Raw genomic sequence first — 25,738 nt, 5'->3', positions numbered from 1 at the left:
TTCCACGGGGCTGTTCTCTACAGACAACGTAAATAGACCTCTTGCTCTCATTCCTTTTCATCAAATTCTGGGGCAGGCGGGATGCCTACCCCGCCAGAAAAAAGGCTATGAGTGGGATGAGCCGAAAAGCCCGACCTAGCTATTGCTCTTCAAGAGGTTTAATGTATAGCAGTAGCCACGAATGTTAGGGCATTAAGGGGAGAAGAGCGTTCCTTAACTAGAGCCGATTTGACCCAAAGCTGACCGCCCAAAGCTGACTGCTGATGGCTATACATTAGCTGAACACTTGATTAGTAGAGCTAGCTTCTGTTGCTCGACATGCCTGTTGTCGCGTGGGAATTTCAATCCAAAACTCGGTTCCCTCTCCGGGTTTGGAAAAACACTGAAAAACGCCACCATGTTTTTCCACCACAATCTGGTAACTAATAGAAAGCCCTAAGCCTGTGCCTTTTCCAATCGGCTTGGTTGTAAAAAATGGGTCAAAGATTTGAGATTTTGTCATTTGGCTCATCCCCGGCCCATTGTCAGAAATCTGAATAACTACATCTTCAGCAGAAGCATTATTTTGAATGGTGTTAAGGGGCATGGAATAATTTTCCCTATCCCCTACAAAGGGTTTCATACCAGTGCGGATGGTGATCTGGCTCTCTTCGATTTGAGTTCCCTGTAATAACCGGGTTGTGTGGTACTCTTCTAGAGCATCGATCGCGTTACTGAGGACATTCATGAATACTTGATTGAGCTGACTGGCATAGCACTCAACTAAGGGTAATTCTCCATAGGCTTTAACAATCTTGATGCCGGGATAATTAGGCTTATTCTTCAGGCGATGTTGCAAAATTAAGAGTGTACTGTCTAAGCCTTCGTGAATATCCACCGGCTTCATCTCAGCTTGGTCAAGGCGGGAGAAATTCCTTAACGACAGCACTAGCTTACGGATGCGCTCAGTACCGATTTTCATGGAAGCGAGGATTTTTGGTAAATCTTCGTCCAGGAAATCTAAGTCAATATTCTCGGCAAGTTGGGCAATCTCTGGATTGGGATTGGGATAGTGTTTTTGATACAGGTGTAGAAGATTCAGCAAATCCTGAGCATACTGACTGGTGTAGGCAAGGTTGCCGTAGATAAAGTTGACTGGGTTGTTGATTTCGTGAGCGACACCCGCGACCAATTGCCCCAAGCTGGACATTTTTTCGGTCTGAATGAGTTGAGTTTGGGTCTGCTTGAGATTGTCAAATGCGATCGCAAGTTGTTCTGTCTGCTGAGTTGTCTGTGTCAATAATTTCGCTTGCTGTAAGGCAACACCGAGGTGCGCTGCAATCTGGGTCACAAAATCTATTTCGGAGGCGTTCCACTGTCGCGGTGTTCGGCATTGGTGGATACAGAGTAATCCCCAAAGTCGAGGGGGTGCCCCTGTCCCTTCTCCTCCTTTTAGCAATGGCACAACTAAGTTGGCTTGTACTTGAAATTTTGCCAAAATCTGGATGTGGCACTCACTTAAATTGGCATTGTAGATGTCAGCCACTGCCTGAATCCGACCTTGATGATATTGAGCAGCAAACTGATTCCCAAAGCAGTGGTCGTAGATTTTTGAGTCAAGTGCTGGCGGCAAATTGGGTTGAACATCTTCAGAGATAAATGTTCCCTCATCGTAACCAGAGTCAGGATTGAAGCGAAATATCGCAACTCGGTCAGCGTCTAGTAGTCGCCGGACTTCTGTCGTTGTTGCTTTGAAGATTGTCTCGACATCCAGGGATTGTCGGATTTTGGTAATGACTCCAAACAAGGCTTGCTGTTGTTGGGCAACTGTTGCGAGTTTTTGGGCTTGTGCTGTCGCTGTAGCGGCGGCGGTGCAGCTTTGTTCATACAGTTCGGCTTGCTGAATTGCAACAGCCGCTTGGTCAGCTAGCTGTTGTAGTAACTCAATTTCAGAAGCTTGCCAACGACGTGGTGCCTGACATTCTTGAGCAATCAAGAGTCCCCACAACTGTGCGCCAACTCCTATCGGGACGATCAGTGATGCCTGAATTTGGAACGCTGCCAAAAACTGTCGATGTTCTAGTGTGAGGTTGAATTGAGAGACATCGTTAATGACTTGTACGCTGCCTCCTTCGTATAGTTGACGCTGTGGGTCGGGAAAGTAGCCTTGAGGGTCACTGACTCCTAGAATTGATAAGCAGTTACCGTTGAGTGATTCCACAATCACTTGCCCTGGAGTGCTACTCGCAAATTGGTAAATTACTACTCGATCCGTATTCAGCAGGTGCCGGACTTCTCGCACTATTGTTTGCAGAGTAGTTTTCAAGTCAAGGGTGCTGCGGATTTGCTTCGTAATACGCTCCAAAGCCCGTCCCTGTTCCAATGATTGTTGTAATTTCGCCGTGCGCTCCTCGACTTGGCGTTCTAGATTAGTGTTGAGGGACTGGACAAGGGAGTAGAGTTTGTATTGCTCAATTGCCATCGCCAAATGACGACCTAACGCGATCGCAAGTTCAATGTCATTCGCTGTCCACTCTTGAGATTCACCTCGTTTTAACTCTCGCCAAACTTCAAAAGAGCGACGAGGCAGTTGTTGTTTCGCACTAGGGTCAAATTGTCCTGCCCATAAGGTTTCGGTATCAACTTGGGGACGAAAGACGCTGAGGTAGCCCAAGAACCCACAGCGATAATACAACGGTAAAACCAATATTCCTCGAATTGCTGTCGAGTTAAAGGCTGAGGTGAGAATCTGTAAGTCTGGGCTTTGATACAGGTTCGTCGTCGTCAGAGGTTCACAACCTTGTTGGAGATTAGGGATTGCTAAAGAGTCAGTTGATACACGCTTTGCTCTATTAATAGGCTCTTTCCCATTCCCATTCCCATTCCCGATTCCCGATTCCCGATTCCCGATTCCCGATTTCCCATTCCCGATTCCCGACAAAGCCCAAGCTGAAAAGACCGGATGCTGTTCAATAGGGTTCTGTATTTGCCCATCCCAGGACGAGGGTTGAGTCCCATAGACAAATACCTCAGCAGAATCAGCGGTTTTGTAAGGAGCAATGTAGAGTCTGCCACCACAGCCTTGGAGGGCGGTGACAGTTTCTTCTAGTGCCGTTTGTAGTTCAATCGTCGGTAGGGAATGTAGGAGAGTGGAGACTCGGTTAATGGTTGCTTCGATAAAGTGCTGTTGACGCGCTTGAGACAGGAGATTGGATTGAGCGATCGCCATTGAAACTTGATCGACTACCAATTGCACAATTTGCAATTCCTGTCTTGAAATTGAGTGGGCTTGGGAATGATGTGACACGATTAAGCCCCAAAGTCGCTCTTGACTTGGCGTTGCCTGAATATCGTAATGCACAATCGGTAGTACTAATGAAGAGGCGACACCCATGGCTGTGAGGTAAGCCGCATGGCAGGGGTCTACAGGGCGATAGTAAAATTCTTCAACCACAGGGCGATCGCTAGAAGCAACAGCATCCATAGGCGAGAATCCAATCATCCCAGCAGCAACATCGACGATTGAACGTAGGCGTACTGTCAGGTAAAGCTGCCGAGCAGTTTCAGGAATATCATCGGCTGGAAAGTTTAGCCCTTTGAGAGACGGAAGGCGATTGTCTTGAATAGACTCTGCCATCACTTCTCCACTGCCAGATTTGTGAAATCGGTAAATCATGACCCGATCAGTTCTCAAAAAGGCACGGATTTCACTTACCGTCGTTGTTAGGATTTCTTCTAATTCCAGAGATTGACGAATCCGATTAGTGATTCGACGCAGTAAATCTTCCTGGTTAAGCTCTGGCTGTCGCACTGTCGTACTCTCGCTAGGATTTTTTCTAGTTATGCACCCGCCATAAATGTTCGATGAAGACTTTCTCTGTACAAGCATTTTCTTACCTAAAAGCCAATCAGGACATACATACAACCCTGAAAGTTCATAAAAATTAAGCAAACTTAGCTACTTCTTGTACTTGTTCTATAGAATATACACAGATAACGATTTTTAGTTAATCTCTCGTGTGTTTACGGGTTGGCGTAATTCAGCGAAGCCGTCGTTTCGGGATAGATGAATAGGCATTAGTTATCAGACAATCTGTCTCACTTCCTCATTCCAAACTCTTAAAGCAGTGAGATTTATGGTTGTTCACAACTCAGTTCCTTGCCTAAACGTAAAGACAAGATGTGAATCGCTGGATGAAGATTGAGGCTTTTTCATTGTTGATGTGTGATTCTTTAGATAAGTAATGAGGGCAATTTATTTAATAGACTGATTCCTGTCCAAGGGTAACTGAGCCATGTAAAGCCAATCTCACCTGGGAAAATGGACAAATCAAGGGTTAAAGTGCATTACAGGTGTAATACTTCTTGAAAAAGCTTCAAGTGAATAAAAGATGATGTTATTGTTAATATTCTAATCTTGAAAGCTTCAATCCGTCGAATTCTGGAAATCGCTCATCAAGAAAAAGTTTTGACTTGAGGCGTTAGGGCTTAATTCTTACTGCCGCTTGCCACAATGCTAGGTTATTTGCTGCCGTTGTCGGATTTCTTGGCGAACATTCATGAGAATTTTCCCTAATTGGTTTTGACCCGTTTTATCTTGACCACAGCCCCAGTAATAATCAACAGGAGAGTCTTCCACAATCAGTTCTTCGCCAGTATCAAGCAGAATTGCCTGAATATCGGTATGGGTGAGAAATTTGGTTAAAACACCTTGCCACATGACTTGTGACTTCACCTGCTCCCAGTCGGGACGAAGTTTGCGAGTGCGATCGCGTCCTAAGGTTGCCGCATCCATCGGTGTTGGAGCATCGCGAATCACAGCGATTAAGGCTTCATCTTCGGTACCGACAAATTTGTGAGCTTGGTAGTAATGCTCCACAGTTTGCCAATACAACTCCTTGATTTGAATTGGATGGGGGGAGAAGTTGGAAAAGCAACCGTAGGGTTCAGTAACCTTATAAAAGTAAATCGTCATGTCAAACTATTTGTTCTATGCCTAGAGTAAAATATTGGAGACCTTTTCTTTAGCCAAGCTCAGCCTTGAGATAGTTGCCAGATTTAAAAAAGTGTCTCTGTTTTGGTCTAAATACTCTGCGAAGTGAGATTAGACAGTTCAACAGATTAACGCTGTAATCTGACTAGAGGCTGAGCCACACAAAGGCGTAATGCATATCTCCAGCAAGGCTGAGAGAATAGTTGTTGGGTTAGCTACTCTCTTTTAAGGATAGGATGGGTGACCGCTTTGTCCATCCCCTGTATAGGTGTCAAAGAGTCGGCACACGACAACTCAATGTTATAGAAATAGAAATAGAAGCTGTATCCAGAATCAAACTGAATCAAACCGAGTCATTCGTTTTTCTTCCCCAGTGGAGGCGCAGTACGCACCTAAAAATGCTACCGAATAATATTAGTAACTCAAGTTGCCAAGCCGTTATTTATGATCAACTCTCTAAATCGCGACTCTGCTTCTCTGGAATGGAGCAATTTTCAACTTAGTGGAAAATCAGGAAAAAGAGTTTCTATTGGCTCTTCCACAAGACACTAAAAAAAGCAAAGCTGTATCGTACTATACATTTAGTCAAGATTAGCTAGCTTTAAAAGTTAATATAAGATTAGCTAATGTTCAAAGCATCCACAATCCATGCTACTAAAGTTTCAATTAATTTAAATTTAGGCTAGGTGCCGTTATGGACTTTGAAGAAAATTATCAACAATGCTTAGATAAATTACTTTGGGTCAACGAGCAATTAGAGGTAAAAATTCCTCAAGCCCAACTTTATAAAATTGCTAAGCTTATTGTTCAAACAATGACGGGCCCTTGGCGCTATTTTCATTCAACCGAACATATTTTTGAAGTCGGTGGATATAGAGATGCGATTGAAGTACTAGCGGCTTTATTTCACGACATAGTATATGTACAAGTGGATGGAAGTGTAAATTTTAACCTCACCTACTATCTGACTCCTTTTATTAGAGAAGAGGAGGGGAAAATGTTTATTCAAGAGAAAAGTGAATATAATTGTGATTCCGACTTTGAGATGGTAGCTGCGATCTTTGGTTATGTTCCTGGGCAGCCGCTTTCTCCTTTTTCGGGGCAAAATGAATTTTTGAGTGCTGTCGTTACTGCTAAGGTCTTATCAGCTTTTTTGAGCGCATCGCTAATTGTACAGATAGTTGCTTGTATTGAAGCTACGATTCCTTTTCGCTCAAAGTCAGAATCAGGGTTGAGTCCTTGTGAAGTCTTATATCAGCGACTGAAGTTAACTAATGAGCAGTTCAATCTTCAGTTGACAGAGGAAGAAATCATTCAAACCTTGAAGCGCTCAGTAAGAGTGGCGAACCGCGATGTATATAGCTTTGCTAATCAGAGTTCTGCTATCTTTTTATCCAGCACTTGGAGTTTGTTACCGGAAACTAATCATAATCTCCAGAAATCGGGTTCTTACACGGTTCGTGATTACCGAATTGCCATGCAAAAGATGGCAAATTTCATGAACTTTCTCAATCCAGATCTAATTTTCCGTCAGTTCCAAGGAGAACCGGATGACCAAACCTATCAAAGCTTGGTTGAGCAAGCGAGGACGAATCTGCAAGCGGGACGGCTTTATTTGGAGAGCAAACTCGTTACAATTGCTATTCTTGAAGCCTTGTCTTTACGAATCGGCTCAGATGTTTCTCTATCAATCATTATGGGAGAATTGCCAGGTTCCGGAGTTTCTGTCGGTCGGTTGGTAGAGTATTTCCCTGATATTCATAAGGTTTATCAACCTGCAACTGATACTGAAATAACAGTATTGAATTTATTTGAAGTTGGACGAAGTAATAATACAAGTTACGATTTAAAAACTTCACCCTTAACTGCCTTTATCGCTAAGTACGTTGGATTTGATGAAATTCGAGAAATGCGATCGCACTCGTATTCCTTTTTCCAAGGAACTATTTCTTCCGAAGATTTCCTTGCTAAGTGTGATGCTGCTCTCATCAATATCATTACTAACGGCGTAATCAAACTCTTGGAGAATCGCAAAGCAGCATTGCTTGGTTCATGGCCGAGTACGTTTTAAAACAATCAACTGCAAGATAGTAACCTTTTTTGTGCTAAGGCGACACGGGAGCTTTTCTCTTCTTCAGTCCTCTCACGAAGTTAAGGATAGGTTATCGAATTAGTAATACATTAGCTTTAGTTTAACCCAAGGTTTTCTGCTTCTTGGGTAGTTATCAAAGCTCAGTCAGTAGAGCAATATAATTAAACGTGCTACAAAAATCATATGTTTTACTTTAGATAAAATATAAACGTAACCTCAAAAAAATATAATTTACCGCACTGATTTTTAATCCTAACTTTACTTTTACTGAAATACAATCGAAGGAATGATAGCAAGCACCATAGTTGTAATCTAATAATCCTGTGCTTAGGCTCATCATTAAGCTAGAGAGACGCATCTACTAGGCAATGTTGAGTACACCCTCGCCACAAACTATTAATTGTGCTTGTTCAAATACCGGATAGACTTACGCTTGATTCAAGTCTGGCAGACCTCCCAACACATGACTTTCAAGTTAGCTTAACAACCTTGGGGGAGGTAGTCGTAAAAAAGTTTCAGCGCCAGCCTGAGTTACCAGGGGTAATGATTACGAATGATAGTCAAATCGTAGGCATGATTTCTAGAACTCAATTCTTTGAGTGGCTCAGTCGTCCCTATGGATTAGAGACTTTCCTGAAACGTCCAATTAAATCCCTGTGGAGGATGATTGCGGATAGTGGGGAAATTGCTGATGTAGAAAAATTCCTAGAAAAGTATCTCGTGTTGAGTGCGACTTGCCCTATTGATAAAGCCGTAGAACTTGCTCTCAAACGTCGAACCTCCTTAGCCTATGAACCAATCATTATTGAATGGGCAGATGGACGGCGGCGGTTACTCGATATGCAAGTTTTGCTTTTGGCTCAATCTCAGCTCTTTGCCCTAGCCAAAGAAGCGGCTGATACCGCCAATAGAGCTAAAAGTGAATTCCTCGCCAATATGAGTCATGAACTGCGTACTCCCCTAAATGCCATTCTCGGCTTTACCCAGGTAATGAACCGAGATCCATTTATATCTACTGAACAGCAACAACATTTGGGCATCATCAATCGCGCTGGTGAGCATCTGCTGGAATTGATCAACGACATTCTCGAAATGTCCAAAATTGAGGCAGGCAGGATTGCCTTGAATGAAACTAGCTTTGACCTGTATCATTTGCTGGATAGTCTCCGCGAGATGCTACAACTCAAAGCCTCATCCAAAGGCTTACAACTTCTTTTTGACTATGCACCAAACGTCCCTCGATACGTGCAAACTGACGAGCGGAAGTTGCGAGAAGTCTTGATTAACCTTCTCGGTAATGCCATCAAATTTACTCAACAGGGACGTGTGACGCTGCGGGTAAGTATGCGGAATGGGGACAAGGAAGACAAGGGGGAACTTTCTCAAAACGCAGCCTTATCTCCCTACTCCCTATTCTTTGAGGTGCAAGACACAGGAGCAGGTATTGCCCCAGAAGAATTAGACGAATTGTTTACTGCTTTTGGGCAAACAGAAATAGGTCGGAAATCAGGGGAAGGAACGGGATTAGGTTTACCAATTAGTCAAAAATTTGTGCAATTGATGGGGGGGACTATTACTGTTAGTAGTAATCCCAGTCAAGGGACAACGTTTGCTTTTGATGTCCGAGTGAAGCTAGCTCAAGCGGCTGACATTTCAAAGACTCACCCAACCAATAGGGTTATTGGCTTAGCACCTGACCAGCCAAACTATCGCATCCTGGTGGTTGAGGATCGTTTAGAGAACCGTCTACTGTTGGTCAAGTTGCTAACCTCTTTAGGCTTTTTTGTCCGTGAAGCTGAGAATGGTCAAGAAGCTCTTGAATTATGGTCAAGTTACTCGCCGCACCTGATCTTGATGGATATGCGAATGCCTGTAATGGATGGGTATGAGGCTACTACACAGATCAGAGCACATCTCAAAGGTCAGGCAACAGTAATTCTTGCCCTGACTGCTAGTGTCTTTGAGGAGGAGCGAAATATTGTCTTGGCAGCAGGTTGTAATGACTTTGTGCATAAGCCTTTTCGAGAAGAGGTGCTTCTAGAAAAAATGGCAGAACATTTAGGGGTGCGTTATCTCTATGAAGAGGTAAAGTCGCTAGATGTTGTGTCTGGAGATGGCGCTTTCGAGGAAACTCAAGGTGAGTTGATAACTGACCAATCCCTCTCGCTTCACTTATCCCAAATGCCAACTGAATGGGTAAAACAACTTCATCAGGCGGCGAATAGATGTCTGGATCATGTGATTATTCAGCTTGTTAAAGAAATACCACAGGCTCATACGCCTTTAGCGATCGCATTGGAGAATTGGGCGAATAATTTTCTTTTTGAGCAAGTCCTAGATTTAATTCAACAGGTACAGGTAAAAGAACCATTATCCACTCTAAACAATTAGAAGCGTCAAACCTAATCTGAAAATAGGTGATAGGTGGTAGGAAAAGGGGTTTCCATCCTTTGTTGTCGCGAAGTGTATGAGCGGCTGTCTTAAAAGTAGGCAGTCATTTAATTGTTATTTCTCAGCTAAGTGATATTTCGTAAGGGTTGGTTTTCAGATGCTGAATTCAAATTACAGATGAATACTAATCAAATTGATACAACTAAAGGGAACATTCTTGTCGTTGATGATACGCCAGACAATCTGCGTCTTTTATCAGCTATTTTGACTCAGCAAGGTTATGAAGTTGGCAAAGCGCCTAATGGTCAAATGGCATTGAGGGCGGCTAAGACTGCCCTACCTGATCTAATTTTGCTCGACATTAATATGCCGGATATGGATGGCTACGAGGTTTGTGAACGCCTGAAGGCGGATGACCAAACTAAGGATATCCCTGTAATTTTTATTAGTGCTCTGGATGAGGTTTGGGATAAAGTCAAAGCCTTCCATGCTGGTGGTGTGGGCTATGTGATTAAACCATTTGAGAGCGAAGAGGTTTTGGTTCGTGTCGAGAATCAACTCGTGATCGCGCGACTTCGTTCCTCCCTTCAGAAACAAAATGTAGACTTGTTGCCGGATACTCCAGAACTTTTGGGACAAGAAGGACAAGGAGAAATTTTTGAATCATCCTCTTCCGTCTCTCTTGAACAGGCAAGTAGAGGAAACCTTCTCATTGTTGATGATACGCCAGACAATCTGCGCCTTTTATCCACGATTCTGACTGAGCGAGGCTATGAAGTTGGTAAAGCGCGAAATGGAAACATGGCATTGAAGGCAGCTAAGACTGCCCTACCTGATTTAATTTTGCTCGACATCAATATGCCAAATATGAATGGCTATGAAGTTTGTGAACATCTGAAAGCAGATGACCAAACAAAGGAGATTCCAGTAATTTTTATCAGCGCTCTTGATGAGGTTTTGGATAAGGTCAAAGCTTTTAAGGTTGGTGGCGTAGACTATATTACTAAGCCATTTCAGAGTGAAGAGGTGTTGGCTCGTGTTGAGAATCATTTAAAAATTCGTGCCCTCTCGAAAGCACTGCAAAGAGAACAAGAAAAATCAGAGAACTTATTGTTAAATATTTTGCCTCAAGCGATTGTTGAGGAGCTAAAACAAAATCAGAGGGCTACGCCTACACAGTTTGAGGAAGCGACATTTCTGTTTGCTGATATTGTTGGCTTTGCTCCCCAGACCTGCTCTATAACTCCTACAGATGTGGTTAACTTGCTAAATCAGGTATTTTCTATCTTTGATCAGCTAGCCCAGCAGCATGGTGTTGAGAAAATTAGAACGATTGGGGATGCCTATTTTGTAGCAGGGGGACTGCCTGTTGTGCGAAACGATCATGCCGAAGCGATTGCTGAGATGGCACTCGATATGCAAAAAGCGATCGCACATTTCCAATGGCCAAATGGTGAACCCATAACGCTGAGAATTGGCATTAACACAGGTGGCCCTGTGGTAGCGGCTGTGATTGGCATCAAAAAATTTGCCTATGATATCTGGGGGAATGCTGTAAATATTGCGTGTCGGATGGAAACGCAGGGAGTAGCAGGACGCATTCAAGTGACAACAGATACTTATGATCGGTTGCAGGATAAGTATGAGTTTGAAGAACGGGGCGTAATCACGATTAAGGGTAGGGGAGAAATGATGACGTATTGGTTATGTGATCGCAAATCAAGTTAACAGTTCTGCCGCGACTAATCCTTTTTGGATAGCAAGAATGGCGGCTTGAGTGCGATCGCGTACTTCCACCCAATAATATTGAGTCTTGTGAAACCTAACTTATGAGCGACTTCCAAAATGACTCGTGTAATTGGTTTAATCAGTGGCACATCTGTAGACGGGATTGACGCAGCTTTGGTGGAAATTTCTGGTACGGATATCGATTTGCAAGTGGAACTGGTGGCTGGGGAAACTTATCCATACCCAGATAGTTTGAGAGAGCAAATCTTAGCGGTTTGTGCTGGTGCCTCTCTTTCAATGGCAGAGTTAGCCGAATTGGATGATGCGATCGCTTTTCAATTTGCCCAAGCGGCACAATCCATTCAAAGCAACTCTCCCTCAGCTAGCTTAATCGGCTCACATGGCCAAACCGTCTACCACCGCCCACCTGTAAAGCCGGGAAGTCAACCAACTGTAGAACCCCTTCCCACCTCCCCACTGGGATACAGCCTCCAATTGGGACGGGGAGAGGTTATTGCCCAACTGACAGGTATCAAAACAATCAGCAATTTTCGTGTAGCTGATATTGCGGCTAACGGACAGGGTGCGCCACTAGTGTCAAGAGTGGATGCTTATTTGCTCTCGTCACCAACTCAACATCGCTGTATTCAAAACATTGGTGGGATTGGGAATCTTACTTACCTCCCAGCCCGTCAAGGCAATTGGCTAGAAGCCATCTGTGGCTGGGATACTGGCCCTGGTAATGCTCTTTTAGATTTAGCGGTGCAGCACTTTAGTGACGGCAGCCAAACCTACGATCAAGATGGTAACTGGGCGCGTCAGGGTACCCCCTGTCAGGCACTGGTTGAACAGTGGCTTAGCGAAGACTTTTTCCACCTATCACCGCCCAAGTCTACAGGACGCGAGTTATTTGGTGTTGATTACCTAAATCGCTGCTTGGCAGAGAGTACAGCTTATCACCTGAGTCCGGCTGACACCTTAGCAACGCTGACTGAACTGACTGCATCCTCAATTGTCCACAGCTACCGCAACTTCTTACCCAAAATGCCCGACGAAGTCCTCTTATGTGGTGGTGGTAGTCGTAATCTTTACTTAAAGCAGCGCCTACAAGCCTTGATGGAGTCGGTGGAGGTACTAACAACTGATGAGGCTGGGGTAAATGGGGATTTTAAAGAAGCGATCGCCTTTGCTGTTCTAGCCTACTGGCGCTCTCTTGGTATTCCTGGTAATCTTCCTCAAGTTACGGGGGCAGCAGCAGCCGTACCTTTAGGGAATGTCTATGTTCCAATAGAGTCTTAGTACAGAGTTCGGTGTAGTATGTAAGACTCCGGTTATACTCTTAATGATACTTACCGCCTTTCATCCTCATCTATGCCACTTTGGGAATCCGTCTACTTAAGTTAATGACTAATCCTTAGTTGAGAGAATGAAAGAGGCGATGTGTTGCATTACAAGCAAAGGTAAAAACCGTGGCTCACACCTTTTTAATGGAGGCGGGACGCTGGACACTCCAGGGAAATTGGCTGGAGCGAAATGGAATGCCAATAGCGGTCAAAGGTAAGACGATCGTTGCCTGGGGTCGGGAAAACTGGTTTACTATGGTCACAAAGCTAGTTTTTCCTGATAGCGATCGCGAAGATATTTCTTTTCAGTATCGAGGGCGTCTTGACGCTGGTGAGCGACAGTACACCTTTGTTTTACAACACAGTGTCTTAGGTCGTGTTGAGGGAGAGGGCTGGGTCACGCCGGAATCCATTGTGCAACGCTACTGGGTCTTAGGCGATAAGCAACGGCGCAGTGGCTTTGAGACAAGGCACCGGCTTGATGAAAACACCTACTACCTATCAAGTGGCATTATGGCAGGTCACTATCTCACAAGCACCATGGAGGCAACTCTAGAGCGTCAGCCAGAATCACCCTATTCTTGAGTTTAAATAGTGGGTGAGTTTAATTTAACAGACGAGCAACTAGGCGGTGGCTTGCTCAATGTCCCCAAAATAACTATTTCTTTTCTTGCAAGAGAGAAATTAATTGTAGGCAATCCCAACGCCGCCTCAGCTTGCTTTGTTTCCTACTCGACTCATCTGAGAATCGTTAAAACGATGACCTGAGCAAGCTGGGTCAACTTGTATCACAATCGCTGGAAAGTTATGAGGAAATACTTTTCCTTGAAACCTCCTAAATTATGTTCTAACGAAATCGATCGCTAGGTATATTTCACAACTGCTTCAAGCTGCACCCACTTAAATCATGTTGACAGACCCTAACACTGGTCGCTTACTCGCCAATCGCTATCAACTCGTTGAGCTGATAGGCAAAGGCGCTATGGGTCGAGTTTATCAAGCCAAAGATATGTTGCTGGGAGGCGTCATCGTCGCCGTCAAGTTTCTCTCCCAAGCCTTACTAAACAAGAAAATGCGCGAACGATTTGAGCGGGAAGCAACCATCTGTGCGCTGCTCGGCGAGAAAAGCAATCACATTGTTCGCGTCAGAGACTACGGCGTGGATGAAAATGATATTCCCTTTTACGTCATGGAATATCTGGAAGGAGAGAACTTAAGTGCAGTGATTCGACCGCACCCTCTACCTTTACCTAGATTTTTGAACATCACCCGCCAAATCTGCCTAGGGCTGCAATACGCTCATAAAGGCATCATTATTGAGAATCACCTCTCCCCAATCGTCCACCGCGATATTAAGCCAAGTAACATTCTTATTATCCAAGACACCTCTTTCGGTGAACTCGTAAAAATCCTTGATTTTGGGATTGCTAAACTTCTCCAGGAAGACAGTTCTCAAACTCACTCGTTTATGGGCACGATGGCTTATTGTTCTCCCGAACAAATGGAGGGGAAGGAACTCGATAACCGCTCAGACATTTACAGTTTAGGCGTAGTAATGTTTGAAATGCTCACCGGAGAGATGCCGATTGTGGGAGAAACGCATTCTTTCGGTGGTTGGTACAAAGCGCATCACTTTTCACCTCCCAGATCGTTTGAATCTGTTAACCCCAGATTGAGATTACCAAAGGCGCTAGAAAATCTAGTAATGAGCTGTCTGGCAAAAGACCCAAAGGCTCGTCCTCAAAACGTTACGGAAGTCCGACAGACTTTAGAATCTTTAGAGCAACGCTTTGGTCGGGGTCAGCAACTGGGTCAGCGCATTGGTGCCGCACTATCTAAATTACCCGTTGTCACCGACTTACAACAGAAGCCTTCTCTTAGTGCTGATGAAATTTGTTGGCAGGCTTCCTGGCCCAAGGACAAACCCGTCGCTGCGATCGTCTTTCCTCATATCATTACTAATGGCAGCGAAGCTTTAGCCACACTCTGGGTAATGCTAAACAAACAGGACATTCAGAATCGTCAGGTAAGTACACGATACAACCATTTCCTGTTTCTAATGTCACCTCATCCAATGATGCTCTGGATTACGGCTCTGCACAACCGTGAACATGGAGCGCGGTGGCTTCCTTGCTACTTAGACCTCAAAACAGCGATCGGTCAAAGAATGGTTAGGCGCTTGGGCGAAACTGGATGCTATCGTATTTTATTCTTTGCCTTAACAGAACCAGAACATTGCGCTAATGTGATGACTTCAACGATCGCCCCTATCCAACGCAGACGGTTCATAGATTGGGCAAATACGAGTCAGACATTAATCACAACTTCTCAGCCAGAACTGAGTAAGAGAATCCTCAAGCAAGAGTTTGAGAAACTCAAGCCGAAGATTTTGATGAAGTTGGAGACGATTTACACTGGCGATACTACTGATATTTCGGATTAGGGATTGGGAATTGGGAAGAGCGTAGAGCTAAGTTAGTTTCAGAACTCCCTGTCACTAGTCACCAATCCCCATCCCCATCCCCTATTAGAGCTGCTTGACTTCAGACACTAGCTGCGCTACGACATCCTTAGCACTGCCAAAGAGCATCATGGTTTTGTCTTTGTAAAACAGGTCATTATCGACACCTGCAAAGCCTGTACTCATCCCTCGCTTAATGACGATCGCATGTTTTGCCTTGTCTACTTCTAGAATCGGCATTCCATAAATTGGGCTACCCGTATCGCTGCGTGCGGCGGGGTTCACCACATCGTTTGCACCAATCACTAGAGCGACATCTGTTTCCTCAAACTGGGGATTGATGTCATCCATATCGTACAACTGGGGATAAGGCACATTCGCCTCTGCCAATAACACATTCATGTGTCCCGGCATCCGACCCGCAACCGGGTGAATCGCGTATTTTACCTCAACGCCTTTCCCTTCTAGCTGGTCAGCCAACTCGCGCACTGAATGTTGTGCTTGAGCGACTGCCATACCATAGCCAGGAATAATCACCACTGAGCGGGCATATCCCAACATCATTGCCGCTTCTTCTGGATCAACGCTCTTGACCGTTTTATCCGAGTTGCCACTGCCACTAGCACCAGCCACTGCCGATTTCCCACCTCCTCCAAATGCACCAAACAGCACACTTGTCAAGGAGCGGTTCATCGCTTTACACATAATCTGGGTCAGGATGATACCCGACGCGCCGACTAATGCGCCAGCGATGATCAACATATTGTTCATCACTACAAAACCAGCAGCACTCGCGGCTAAACCTGAGTAGGAGTTCAGCAGAGAAATCACCACTGGCATATCGCCACCCCCAATTGGGAGAACGAACAACACACCGAGTAAAAGGGAAATCGCAACCAAGCCTAGGAATACTGAGATATTGGCTTGTGTGACGATGAGATAGCCACTTGTGACGAGAAAGCCGATCAACAGCAGAGCATTAACAGGTTGTTGTAAAGGGAACGTAATCGGGGCACCAGGCAAGAGACCTTGCAATTTGGCAAAGGCGACAAAACTACCTGTAAGCGTGACACCACCAATTAAGACGCCGAGAATGATCGTAATCGTGGCGTCGAGAGATACAGGTTCCCCAGTACTAAGTAATCTCCAGAATTCTCCAATTGCCACTAAAGCCGAGGCAGCCCCCCCAAGACCATTGAGCAAACCAACCATCTGGGGCATATCGGTCATTTCGACTTTATAAGCTGCGATCGCACCCAGTACTGAACCAATCGATAGCCCCACGATAATCATTGGGTAGTTCAACACCTGCCGATCCAGTAGTGTCACCACTACTGCCAAGAGCATCCCTACCGCTGCTAAGGAATTACCCCGACGGGCTGTTGCTGGTGAACCCAACTGCTTCAAACCCACAATAAATAGCGACGCTGCAACTAAATAACTCAGCTCGATCCCCGTAGGCAGAAAGTCAATCACGCCTTCACCTCTTTTTTCTTAAACATTTGCAACATCCGATCCGTGACTAAGAAACCGCCCACTACGTTGATGGTTGCCAGCACTATGGCAATTAAGCCCAAAATCACAGTGACATTCCAGTCTTTTGGTCCAGAAATGAGTAGCGCCCCAATCACAGCGATGCCAGAAATTGCATTCGCCCCAGACATTAAAGGGGTATGAAGCGTTGGCGGCACTTTGTTGATCACTTCAAAACCAACAAATGACGCTAAAACAAAGACAAACAAACTTGCAAGTAATGCTGTTGTCATAAACTGAACTACGTTTTTCCGATACTAGACGCAATAAATTTGACGCGATTGACAAGCGAAAAAGAGAGTAGTTTCCTGGATTTAAACGGCTGCCCTAACCTGATCTAGAGCCTCCTTGACTCGTTGGTTCCGAATTTCCCCAGCGTGAGTTACGCAAGTGCTACCAATGATGTCGTCGTCAAAGTTCAGTTGTAATTCGCCATCTTTAACCAGGTACTGCAACAGGGTAGAGATGTTCTTGGCATACATCTGACTGGCATGTATTGGCATGGAAGAGGGTAAGTTAATCGGCCCGATAATCGTAACACCGTGGCGTACAACGTCCTTACCCGGTTCGGTGCCTGCACAGTTGCCACCTTGCTCAGCCGCGAGGTCAACAATCACGGAGCCAGGATTCATCTGGGCTATCATTTCTTCAGTGACGAGTAACGGGGCTTTTCTTCCAGGAACCTGAGCTGTTGTGATTACGACATCGGCATTCTTGACGTGTTCAGCTACGACTTCTTGAGTGCGCTGCTTGGACACCTCAGAGACTTCTTTGGCGTAACCTCCTGCGGCTACGGTTTCTTCGTCTAGCTTGACTTCGACGAATTTAGCACCGAGACTTTGCACTTCTTCCTTAACGGCTGGACGGATATCAAAGGCTTCAACGATCGCACCTAGACGTCGAGCCGTTGCGATCGCTTGTAGTCCTGCAACCCCTGCTCCCATCACAAATACCTTCGCCGGTTTGATGGTACCAGCCGCCGTGGTCAACATTGGGAAGAACTTGGGCAGTGCTGCCGCTGCAATCAGTACAGCTTTGTATCCAGCGACACCTGCCTGAGACGACAGAGCGTCCATACTCTGCGCTCGGCTAGTACGAGGAATCAGCTCCATCCCAAACGCTGTTATTTTCCGATTTGCTAAGTGCTGGGCAACCTCTGGTAACCCAAGCGGATTGAGGAAGCTAATCAAGACGCTTCCTTCCCGCATTTGGTTAATTTCATGTTCTTTGGGGACGCCTACTTTCAGTAGGATATCTGCCTCACCCCAGAGGGTAGCTGCATCATGGATAATCTTGGCACCAGCAGCTTCATAGGCATCATTACTAAAGAACGACGCCTCACCCGCACCGCTTTCTACCCAGATTTCTAAGCCCTGTTTGACTAATCGGGCGACGATATCAGGAATCAAGGCGACGCGATGCTCACCAACTTCTACTTCAATTTCTTTAGCGATCGCTATTCTCATGAACGCTCCTTGCAACTTCAGCTAGTGATAACGATAAAAACTTGCCTCAAACAAAACCAATCACTTCAACTTCCGACCCAGCACTTCACTGGCAGCACAAAAGAGCACTAGCACAGTGCAGGTAGCCAGCAGATCAAGTAAGGAAAACAAATCCCGTCATAATTTGCATCCTATGTTGCACTCCAAATCCTGATCGCTATCTTTAACTTCTCTTATGAATTCGATGTTTAGGCAGTAACAAATCTTAGAGTTGATCTGGGATTATCAAGTGGCGTTTGTCATACAACTTAAAATAAGTTGAGTAGAGGAAATAGGTCAAAATCCCTATCCCATAAAGAATTAGGGTTAGATACGGTTCTTAGTACAAACGCTCAGCTTGGTGAGGTGTTCTTAACAATTTGAATTAAAGCTTGCGACATTGTTGTGTATGGATTGCTGAAGTGATAAGAATATTTGGCGCTTTCTCACAGATTCTCCTTTTTGATCAAGGGGGAGTCAACCCGGATTTGGGATCAGAAGCTTTTCCGGGTAATAGGGAAAGAAACATGGCTAAAAACCTTACAACCATCAGCTACCGCTAAATATCAATCCGTAGCGGCACTTTTGGGGAACTTTTTACGTCAGGGTAAAGTAAGGAGTAAAGGGCAACGGTAGGATTAGAGTGATCGCTTTGTTAAAAGGCTGGGTAGAGAATTCTCCCTCTCTCCTATTTCATCTTCTTCAGTCATTATTCAAAGAGACTTAACTCTGATAAAGTCAAGAACAGTAAATTTTAGTAACGAACGTCACTACTATACCCTTAAGAGCAACAAGCCTATGTTCTCCACAAAATCATCCATACGCCGCCTGTTTAGTGCCCTGGCAGTTACGGGTTGCTTACTTACAGGTGTTGCCGCTACTAGTTGGGCACAGACTAACTCCGGATTAACGCTGTTTAGCGGAGTTCAGCGTGAAAATCAACTGAACTATTACCTAGATTTTGGGGGTCGCCCTGACCAATTCGATCGTTACCGACTACGCATCCCTGCCAAGAAAATGGAGTTGGGAGTTTCCCAATTTGCCATTTCTTATCCAGATTATTACAACGGCAAGTTTGATCTAAACAAAATTGAGGTGCGGGTTAAGGGTGATGCGGTTCCTCTGTCCAATGTCGAGTGGGATCAGGAGAATCATGTTGTTCAGATTGAGTTGGAGGAGCCAATTTCTGCGGGTAATAAAGTCGAGTTAGTGTTTTCTAACGTGAAAAACCCGCGATTTGGTGGGATTTATTACTTCAATTGCCAAATTTTGACACCCGGTGATGTTCCACTACCCCGTTACCTGGGTACATGGATTTTGAGCATTGGTCAAGGTTAGAATTCATACTCTCACAACGGGATGTTCTAGTATTGGTCGCTCATCGTTATTAGTAGAGGCGTGGTTAAGGAAAGCTGTGGCGTACCGCTTTGCGATCGCGTTTCTATGCCGTCAGTTACGGGTAAAACCTAACAACGAACCGGAATTGTAGGCACAGGAGTAATTTTCATAAAACGCCTTGATTGGGTGTCTAGCACCTGTCTCGTCTTTAATGTTGTAGAAAATCACGCCTCAAGCATTCCTAGAGCAAGCTTTCCCCTAGCCAAGGTGCTAATGTAATAGACTGTGGCTCTTTTACAAAACGTCAAATCGCTTTTTTTGAAGTAATCGCTCATGACTCAACGTACTCTTCACGGTACCAACCGTAAGCAAAAAAGAACCTCTGGTTTTCGCGCTCGGATGCGAACCAGAACTGGTCAAGCTGTAATCAAAGCTCGTAGAAAAAAGGGACGTTATCGTCTCTCTGTGTAGTTGCGGTTTATTGCTACAGAGCAATCCGCACTCTTGTTGCACTGTCGATTGTACTCTTGTATGGGAGTTGTTCGTGGCATTGCCTCAATCCAATCGACTTAGGCACTGGCGAGATTTCCAGACGGTTTATCAAAAAGGAATTCGTCGCTCAGGGCGTTTTTTAACATTGCGGGGTCTGCGGCAGCGTAATAATGTCGTAGACACCCCACCGTCAAGCAAGTCACTGGCGAAGGATGAGAGCAAGCCTCCAACTCGAATTGGCATTTCTATTAGCCAAAAAGTTAGCAAAAAAGCCGTGGTTCGTAATCGAATTAAGCGCCAAATTCGAGCAATTTTCCGCCAATTTTTGCCGCGTCTTTCAACGGGATGGCAACTGGTCGTGGTAGTAAGACCGGGAGCCCAGGAGTGCGATTATGGGCAAATTTTGCGAGAATTAGAGCAGTTGTTAGCAGACGCAGAGGTGCTTAATGGGCATTAAAGAGGAAACGTTCTTTGAAGGTGGCCCTCATGTTGGTGATTTGATTATTAATATATTGATCGGGTTTACGGTTGTTGGCTTGCCCTTAACCGTTGGTTCAATTGTGCGATCGCTTTGGCTACGCTATCGAATTACGGATCGCCGTATCTCTGTAACCGGGGGATGGCGAGGACGCGAACGCACCGATCTTATTTATTCAGAAATTTCAAAAATTATCAAAGTTCCTCGTGGTTTTGGGGGTTGGGGGGACATTGTTGTCACCCTGAGAGATGGTAGCCGCTTGGAGTTGCGTTCAATTCCCCGTTTCCGCGAAATCTACGACTACATTGCCGAAAAAGTCTCACAAAAAACAGGCAAACCCATCGACTCCGTAAAGTCTTAAGGTAACAGGCACCTTAGTCATGCCCAATCAGGTGTGACCCGCTAGAAGAGAAATCAAGTCTCTAACCCTCAACTATTGCAATCTACAAGGCAACAGAGGCGAACAACGTGCGGGTCATCTGGATGGCATCTGTCGGATAACCAGCCTCGCATTTTGACAAATTTTAGATAAATTAGATTAGAAAACTCTACAGCGTCTAGGTTGACTTCATACGAATGGACTTTGGTATCGGGTTTCTTTCTAACAACGTAATGCTGCCAATCCTGGATTTCTTTTACGGGATTGTGCCAAGCTATGGTCTTGCCATCGTGGCGCTGACTCTAGTCATTCGCTTTGCCCTCTTTCCTCTAAACGCTGGCTCCATTCGCAACATGAGGCGTATGAAGATCACCCAGCCGCTGATGAAAAAACGGCAAGAGGAGATTCAGAAGCTCTACAAAGATGACCCAGCCAAGCAACAGGAGGAAGTGAGCAAGCTCTTTAAAGAGTTTGGTAATCCCTTGGCAGGCTGTTTGCCTGTGCTGTTGCAAATGCCAGTTTTATTTGCCTTATTTGCTACCTTGCGAGGGTCGCCGTTCTCAGATGTCAACTACTCTGTGAACCTACAAATCTTCCCTAGAGAGCAACTTGAACTAATTCAACCTCAAGCGTTTGTAACCAAACCCCAAAATATTTACATCGCTGATGGCGTTCATGCTCCAGTCGCCGCTTTACTTCCCGCTGGCAACCGCTTGGTCGTTGGCGAAAAGACCAAAGTTGACTTTCAAACGGTTGAGGGCAAGCCTCTAAGTAAATTTATAGCTGAGTATCCGGAAACTGAAATTGCTCCCCAATGGCAAATCACCAAAGGTGCGGAGCGGGTGCAAATTCAAGAAGACGGAACCATCGAAGCGCTGGAACCTGGAGAAGTCACAGTTCAAGGTACTCTCCATGGACTTGCCGCAAATCGAGGATTCCTCTTCATTGATGCTTTAGGGCGTGTGGGGGCATTTGATGAAGATGGAGCAATCCACTGGGATATTGTCGGCATGATTATCGCCTTTGGAGTCAGCTTATATATCAACCAACTTCTTTCTGGTCAGAGTGGTGGTGATGCGGCTCCCCAGCAAGCAGCGATCAATAAGTTTACTCCCGTCTTGTTCTCTGGGATGTTCTTATTCTTCCCGCTTCCGGCTGGTGTGCTGATGTACATGCTGATTGCCAACATCTTTCAGACTGTCCAGACCTTCATTCTGATGCGGGAACCGCTTCCGGAAAATATCCAGAAGATGATGGAGCAGCAAGAGAAGGAGACAAAATCGTCCTCTGGAGAGACAAGAGAAGCACTGCCTTTTGAGCGGCGTTCCAAGAAGAAGGCTTCAAGTTAGACCCCTGTGGGCAGTTGCTCACAACGAACGATGAAAATGGCTTTTCCCCATTCCCTACTTCCTGAATCCCTATTTTCGAGAGAGTTATGAGCAACCAGCCAATGCAGAGAGGTCAGCAGTGGCTTGAAGAACTTCTGCACTTATCAAGCTTGCCTACCCGTGTTGAAGCCACAGATATCGACGACTCACAAGACGATAAGCCAAGCTACTGGCTAACAATTGATCAAACCCAACTAACTAGCGCCCATATTCAAACCTTAATTGGTCCAGAGGGCACAGTCCTTGACGCAATCCAGTACCTAGCTAATTCAATTTTGAATCTGGGTCAAGGTGAAGAACTTCAAGCCTCTTACACCGTTGAACTTGACGGCTACCGCCTCCGCCGTCAAGAGGAACTTCGGGCGATGGCGACAGACGCCGCCGAGCAAGTCCGCCAAACGGGTCAAGAGTTTGAAATGAAATCCTTGTCTTCGGCAGAACGGCGTCAAGTTCATACCTTTTTAAAGGAGTGCGACGACTTAGAAACTGAGAGTAGAGGGCAAGAACCCGATCGGCGCCTTGTTGTGCGTTTACGCTCTCAAAATGGCTCTTAACAATTAAAATTGGCTCACAACTGGGTGTGAGTCATTTGGAAAGTGGGATAAGTATCATGGAAGCGATTCATATTCCTTGGCTGCTCAAGCTACCAGAGCAGACAAATGAAATTCAAGTTAATGAGTTGATTGCTGGTTTAGAAACCCTAACACCAGTGAGAGGACGCTTAAAAGTGAGGCATCAAGGTAATTACCTGGAGGTTTCGGCTCAAGCGGAAACGATTATTACTTTGACTTGTCACCGCTGTTTACAGCAGTACAACCACCGTTTAAAACTGGATGCCTCAGAACTCGTTTGGTTAGACGAGTCAGCCAACCAACCGGATGACGGGCCTCTAGAGCGTGAGACGGCGCTGGACGATTTGGTGGAAACGTTGCCGCCGCAAGGGTATTTTCAACCCGATACTTGGTTGTATGAGCAACTGTGTTTGGCAATTCCTCCACGGCAACTGTGTGACCAGCAGTGTCCAGGAATCCAAGTTACGGACACGGAGAGTGCCTCGCCTACGGATCGGCGTTGGGAGGCTCTGGAAGCGCTAAAGCGACAACTTCCCGGATAGTCCGCTCTACTCAAGAGTTATGGGTTATGTTATAAGCTTACGAGTTATGAGTCCTAAAACTAGTGGCTCATAACTCGTAAGCTTATAGAGGTAGATGTACGACGGCTGAGTTTCCCTGGTGCCATGAGTTTCAATGATGAGTTTGAGCTGCTTCTACGTGCCCGCTATCCGTTGATTTACATCCCGACTCCGGAAGAGGAGCGAGTGGAAACGGCGATCGCACAATCGGCAAAACGCCTAGGCGATCGCGCTGTCTATATTTGGGATTTTGTTGATGGCTATCAGGGCAACCCCAATGACATGGGTTTTGCTCGTCGTAATCCCTTGCAAGCCTTAGAATTTGTAGAAAAACTACCAGAAAGTGCAGCGGCAATCCTTATATTAAGAGATTTCCATCGCTTTTTAGAAGATATCTCCGTTTCTCGTAAACTTAGGAATCTATCTCGCCGTCTAAAATCCCAACCTAAGAATATTGTGATTGTGACACCGCAAGTCGCTGTTCCCCCAGACTTGACGGAAGTGCTAACGGTTCTGGAATTTCCCTTACCCGATGCCTCGGAAATTAAAGCGGAGGTGGGACGCTTACTCGCGGCTACGAGTCAATCTCTGAGCGATAAAGTCTTAGATGAACTGGTGCGTTCTTGTCAAGGTCTTTCCTTAGAGCGGATTCGTCGGGTTCTCACTCGTGCGATCGCATCTCACGGAGAAATCCAACCCGAAGATGTGGAACTGGTTCTAGAAGAGAAACGCCAGTCGATTCGTCAGACACAAATTTTAGAGTTTTACCCAACTCAAGAAAAAATTTCTGACATTGGTGGCTTAGACAACCTGAAAGACTGGCTGCTGCGTCGGGGTGGGGCTTTTACAGAACGGGCGAGACAATATGGCTTACCTCATCCTCGTGGCTTGCTACTCGTCGGAATTCAGGGAACGGGCAAATCGTTAACCGCAAAAGCGATCGCTCATCACTGGCACCTCCCACTACTTCGCCTAGATGTTGGGCGTTTGTTTGGTGGCTTAGTCGGAGAATCTGAATCTCGCACTCGGCAGATGATTCAACTAGCCGAAGCCCTCGCCCCCTGCATTCTCTGGATTGATGAAATTGACAAAGCCTTCTCTGGACTGGATTCTAAAGGAGACGCTGGAACGACGAGTCGTGTCTTTGGCACCTTCATTAGCTGGCTAGCAGAGAAGAAATCTCCAGTATTTGTTGTCGCCACTGCCAACAACATCCAAGCTTTACCCCCAGAAATGTTGCGTAAAGGGCGGTTTGACGAAATCTTCTTTGTCGGGTTACCTAGTCAGGAAGAACGTCAGGCAATTTTCGAGTTACATTTATCTCGACTGCGACCTCATAACTTAAAAAGTTATGATCTAGACCGATTAGCCTACGAGACACCGGACTTTTCAGGTGCAGAAATTGAGCAAACTCTGATTGAAGCCATGCATATTGGGTTCAGCCAGAACCGAGACTTCACCACTGATGATATATTGGAAGCCGCGAGTCAAATCATCCCCCTAGCTCGAACAGCGCAAGAGCAAATCCAGTTCCTCCAAGACTGGGCAGCCGCCGGAAAAGCCCGCTTAGCGTCTAGAGATAGCCGTCTGAGCAGTCGCATTCAGCGTCAACTTCAATAATTTCTTGTTGGTTGTTTGTTATGGGTATCAATCAAGCAACCAACACCTAATAACCCACAACTAACAACGAACAACTCCTATGAGTTTTTCAGGTATAGCTAAATTTGTCATTGGTTTTATTGTCGGTATCCTCCTCTTGGCGGGTAGCAGTGCCGCTACTGCCTATTACTTCTTTACTAAACTTGCCGCTCCCCCTCCTAAACCAATCTTTGCGGAGGAGCAACCGAAGGCTTCACCCGTTGCCAAGAAAACTAGTGCGCCCTCAACCTCCAATCAACCCAGTAAGCAACCCACCCCTAGTGCCTCACCCTCACCAACAGAGGAACTACCACCAGGCGCTTACAAGGCTCGTGTTACCTGGGAAGAAGGCTTAAGCCTCCGTGATGGGCCAGGAGCAGAGGCAAACCGTATTGGTGGGGTTGCTTTTAATCAAGAAGTCATCGTTCTTAAAGAGAGCAATGATCAAAGATGGCAGCAGGTACGATTAGCCGAAGGGACACAAGAAGGCTGGATTAAGTCAGGTAACATTCAACGAGTCAATTAAGGAAACCGTTTCGGATTGTCCTATATAGCGGTTCTCAATTACCTGGGGTACAGCGAAAAGGCTCCTCGTTTATAGCCCCAAGCGTCTTTCTGGCATGAACCATGTAGCTTGCTTCTCACGAAGTGCGAATACCATGAAGCCAAATACTGGTACTTTACTCTCATTGAGAACTGCTATGGACTAGGGCGAGAAGTGCAAGTAGCCTAACGATTATTCCTTTATTGGTATGGGTTTGATAGATTTAGCAAATGACAACTTAGACTGGAGGCAAATTGACACGCCTCTTGTGAAAATCGTCTGTCAACTTAATTTTATTAAGAAAGGTAGCTAAATTTTAATCTTAATTGCAAAATCCCAGGTAAG

The 25,738-nt window shown here is 45.5% G+C and carries 22 protein-coding genes; 17 read left to right on the top strand and 5 right to left on the bottom strand.

The features are described from left to right. Positions 1-274 precede the first annotated feature (274 nt). Positions 275-3,790: a GAF domain-containing protein gene (locus AC5JL3_RS01645; protein WP_496072829.1), complete on the bottom strand. Its 3,516-nt coding sequence runs from the start codon at positions 3,788-3,790 to the stop codon at positions 275-277. A 705-nt stretch (positions 3,791-4,495) separates the two neighbouring features. Continuing rightward, complete coding sequence (gene ybiA / locus AC5JL3_RS01640; protein WP_496072828.1) at positions 4,496-4,954, bottom strand: riboflavin biosynthesis intermediates N-glycosidase; 459 nt, start codon at positions 4,952-4,954, stop codon at positions 4,496-4,498. 712 nt (positions 4,955-5,666) lie between these two features. On the opposite strand from ybiA, the gene AC5JL3_RS01635 reads away from it, so the two are divergent. The 7 genes from AC5JL3_RS01635 (at position 5,667) to AC5JL3_RS01605 (ending at position 14,969) form a co-directional block, all read left to right on the top strand. Beyond that, positions 5,667-7,043 (top strand): hypothetical protein, encoded by a 1,377-nt coding sequence (locus AC5JL3_RS01635; protein WP_496072827.1) that lies wholly within the window; start codon positions 5,667-5,669, stop codon positions 7,041-7,043. A 423-nt stretch (positions 7,044-7,466) separates the two neighbouring features. Continuing rightward, the gene (locus AC5JL3_RS01630; protein ID WP_496072826.1) at positions 7,467-9,455 is read left to right on the top strand and encodes an ATP-binding protein; all 1,989 of its coding nucleotides are present in this window, start codon (positions 7,467-7,469) and stop codon (positions 9,453-9,455) included. A gap of 177 nt (positions 9,456-9,632) precedes the next feature. Further along, positions 9,633-11,183, top strand: coding sequence for a response regulator (locus AC5JL3_RS01625; RefSeq protein WP_496072825.1), 1,551 nt, complete (start codon positions 9,633-9,635; stop codon positions 11,181-11,183). 117 nt (positions 11,184-11,300) lie between these two features. Then, a complete protein-coding gene (locus tag AC5JL3_RS01620; RefSeq protein ID WP_496072824.1) occupies positions 11,301-12,482 on the top strand; it encodes an anhydro-N-acetylmuramic acid kinase in 1,182 nt (393 codons plus the stop codon). Positions 12,483-12,652: 170 nt separating this feature from the next. Beyond that, the gene (locus tag AC5JL3_RS01615) at positions 12,653-13,111 is read left to right on the top strand and encodes a hypothetical protein (protein WP_192219810.1); all 459 of its coding nucleotides are present in this window, start codon (positions 12,653-12,655) and stop codon (positions 13,109-13,111) included. Between the two features lie 9 nt (positions 13,112-13,120). Continuing rightward, positions 13,121-13,294 (top strand): hypothetical protein, encoded by a 174-nt coding sequence (locus tag AC5JL3_RS01610; RefSeq protein WP_496072823.1) that lies wholly within the window; start codon positions 13,121-13,123, stop codon positions 13,292-13,294. Between the two features lie 139 nt (positions 13,295-13,433). After that, entirely contained in the window at positions 13,434-14,969 is a 1,536-nt protein-coding gene (locus tag AC5JL3_RS01605; RefSeq protein ID WP_496072822.1) for a serine/threonine protein kinase, read from the top strand. Between the two features lie 84 nt (positions 14,970-15,053). Here the strand turns inward: AC5JL3_RS01605 and AC5JL3_RS01600 are convergent, their stop codons facing one another. From AC5JL3_RS01600 to AC5JL3_RS01590, 3 genes are all read right to left on the bottom strand, one after another. Then, positions 15,054-16,463: an NAD(P)(+) transhydrogenase (Re/Si-specific) subunit beta gene (locus AC5JL3_RS01600; protein ID WP_496072821.1), complete on the bottom strand. Its 1,410-nt coding sequence runs from the start codon at positions 16,461-16,463 to the stop codon at positions 15,054-15,056. Further along, positions 16,460-16,753 carry an NAD(P) transhydrogenase subunit alpha part 2 gene (locus AC5JL3_RS01595; RefSeq protein ID WP_496072820.1) on the bottom strand — a complete coding sequence of 98 codons (294 nt, stop codon included), beginning with the start codon at positions 16,751-16,753 and terminating at the stop codon, positions 16,460-16,462. The genes AC5JL3_RS01600 and AC5JL3_RS01595 overlap by 4 nt, the downstream gene beginning before the upstream one ends. A gap of 81 nt (positions 16,754-16,834) precedes the next feature. Further along, complete coding sequence (locus tag AC5JL3_RS01590) at positions 16,835-17,986, bottom strand: Re/Si-specific NAD(P)(+) transhydrogenase subunit alpha (RefSeq protein ID WP_496072819.1); 1,152 nt, start codon at positions 17,984-17,986, stop codon at positions 16,835-16,837. A gap of 816 nt (positions 17,987-18,802) precedes the next feature. Between AC5JL3_RS01590 and AC5JL3_RS01585 the strand changes: the two genes are divergently transcribed. From AC5JL3_RS01585 to AC5JL3_RS01540, 10 genes are all read left to right on the top strand, one after another. Beyond that, entirely contained in the window at positions 18,803-19,342 is a 540-nt protein-coding gene (locus AC5JL3_RS01585; RefSeq protein ID WP_496072818.1) for a DUF2808 domain-containing protein, read from the top strand. Continuing rightward, entirely contained in the window at positions 19,329-19,493 is a 165-nt protein-coding gene (locus tag AC5JL3_RS01580; RefSeq protein ID WP_496072817.1) for a hypothetical protein, read from the top strand. Before AC5JL3_RS01585 ends, AC5JL3_RS01580 begins: the two co-directional genes overlap by 14 nt. Before the next feature lie 182 nt (positions 19,494-19,675). Further along, positions 19,676-19,813, top strand: a complete 138-nt coding sequence (gene rpmH, locus AC5JL3_RS01575; protein ID WP_496072816.1) for a 50S ribosomal protein L34 — start codon at positions 19,676-19,678, stop codon at positions 19,811-19,813. Between the two features lie 73 nt (positions 19,814-19,886). Beyond that, a complete protein-coding gene (gene rnpA / locus AC5JL3_RS01570) occupies positions 19,887-20,291 on the top strand; it encodes a ribonuclease P protein component (protein ID WP_496072815.1) in 405 nt (134 codons plus the stop codon). Beyond that, a complete protein-coding gene (locus AC5JL3_RS01565) occupies positions 20,281-20,673 on the top strand; it encodes a PH domain-containing protein (protein ID WP_496072814.1) in 393 nt (130 codons plus the stop codon). The genes rnpA and AC5JL3_RS01565 overlap by 11 nt, the downstream gene beginning before the upstream one ends. Positions 20,674-20,888: 215 nt before the next feature. Then, complete coding sequence (gene yidC, locus AC5JL3_RS01560) at positions 20,889-22,040, top strand: membrane protein insertase YidC (protein ID WP_496072813.1); 1,152 nt, start codon at positions 20,889-20,891, stop codon at positions 22,038-22,040. Between the two features lie 86 nt (positions 22,041-22,126). Further along, a complete protein-coding gene (locus AC5JL3_RS01555; protein ID WP_496072812.1) occupies positions 22,127-22,633 on the top strand; it encodes a Jag family protein in 507 nt (168 codons plus the stop codon). A 56-nt stretch (positions 22,634-22,689) separates the two neighbouring features. Further along, complete coding sequence (locus AC5JL3_RS01550) at positions 22,690-23,193, top strand: YceD family protein (protein WP_496072811.1); 504 nt, start codon at positions 22,690-22,692, stop codon at positions 23,191-23,193. A gap of 123 nt (positions 23,194-23,316) precedes the next feature. Next, the gene (locus AC5JL3_RS01545; RefSeq protein WP_496072810.1) at positions 23,317-24,831 is read left to right on the top strand and encodes an AAA family ATPase; all 1,515 of its coding nucleotides are present in this window, start codon (positions 23,317-23,319) and stop codon (positions 24,829-24,831) included. A 79-nt stretch (positions 24,832-24,910) separates the two neighbouring features. After that, a complete protein-coding gene (locus AC5JL3_RS01540) occupies positions 24,911-25,375 on the top strand; it encodes an SH3 domain-containing protein (RefSeq protein WP_192219824.1) in 465 nt (154 codons plus the stop codon). Positions 25,376-25,738 lie beyond the last annotated feature (363 nt).

It is taken from the genome of Symplocastrum torsivum, from assembly GCF_059505465.1.
The sequence above is the reverse complement of the archived record's forward strand: the minus strand, read 5'-3'. Positions and strand labels throughout refer to the sequence as shown.